This window comes from Vibrio sp. S12_S33 (assembly GCF_963889785.1).
In the GTDB taxonomy this organism is placed as follows: domain Bacteria; phylum Pseudomonadota; class Gammaproteobacteria; order Enterobacterales; family Vibrionaceae; genus Vibrio; species Vibrio aestuarianus.
On the sequence record NZ_CAWPQZ010000188.1, the window covers coordinates 1 to 865 of the forward strand.

At 40.5% G+C, this 865-nt stretch carries 1 protein-coding gene; it reads left to right on the top strand.

Going from position 1 to position 865, the window contains the following annotated elements:
- A partial coding sequence (locus AACW06_RS19790) for a class I SAM-dependent methyltransferase (protein WP_272956778.1) occupies positions 1-825 on the top strand: 825 nt, incomplete at its 5' end.
- Positions 826-865: the final 40 nt, after the last annotated feature.

Sequence of the window (865 nt, forward strand, 5' to 3'; positions counted from 1 at the left end):
GCGTTAACTGCACAGGAGGAAGTCGTGCAAGAAGAATATATGGAGTACTACGCAAAGTTTGATGAAGAGAAGCGCCTTCTTTCACAAAATATTACGCGTATTGAGTTTGATACAACATTGAGTGTGTTGGAGTCTTATATCGATCCAGCAAGTAATCTAACTGAGCTTGGTGCTGCGACTGGACGTTATTCCCTTCATTATGCTCAACAAGGTGTTAATGTAACAGCGGTTGAGCTAGTTCCTGAACTAGTCGAACAACTCAATAGTAATGCAAAACGCCAGTCTTTGAGCTTATCTGTCCACGAAGCAAATGCAACAGACGTCAGCTTTATAGAGAATGGTAGTCAAGATATCGTATTAATTTTGGGGCCACTTTATCACATACAGTCAAAGTCAGATCGAGAAGCAGTGCTGAAAGAGGCTAATCGAGTCTTAAAACCAAATGGGATTGTTGCGATAGCTTATATCAGCCGTTTCTTTGTTGCAGGTTTGCTCGCAAAGATGTCTAACGATTTAGTTTCATCAACTGTGTTAAGTGAGTTAAATGGAAGTGGCTTAGTTACTTCACCTGACGTAGACCCATTTTTTAGAACTGGTTACTTTGCTAAGCCATCCGAAATTGAATCTCTAGCAGTTCAAACGGGCTTTAGTGTCGAAAGTCATATTGCAACAGATGGTTATGTTCGCTTTATTGGTCAAGAGGTCAACCAACTTAGCGAGCAGCAGTATCAAGCTTGGTTGAAGTATCACCTTTCTACATGTGCAGAACCATCATTGCTTGGTAGTAGTAATCATGGTTTAGTTATTGCGAAAAAGTGCAGTTAACAAGCAATTTAAGAGGGATTCTCAACGCTTGGCATTTTTG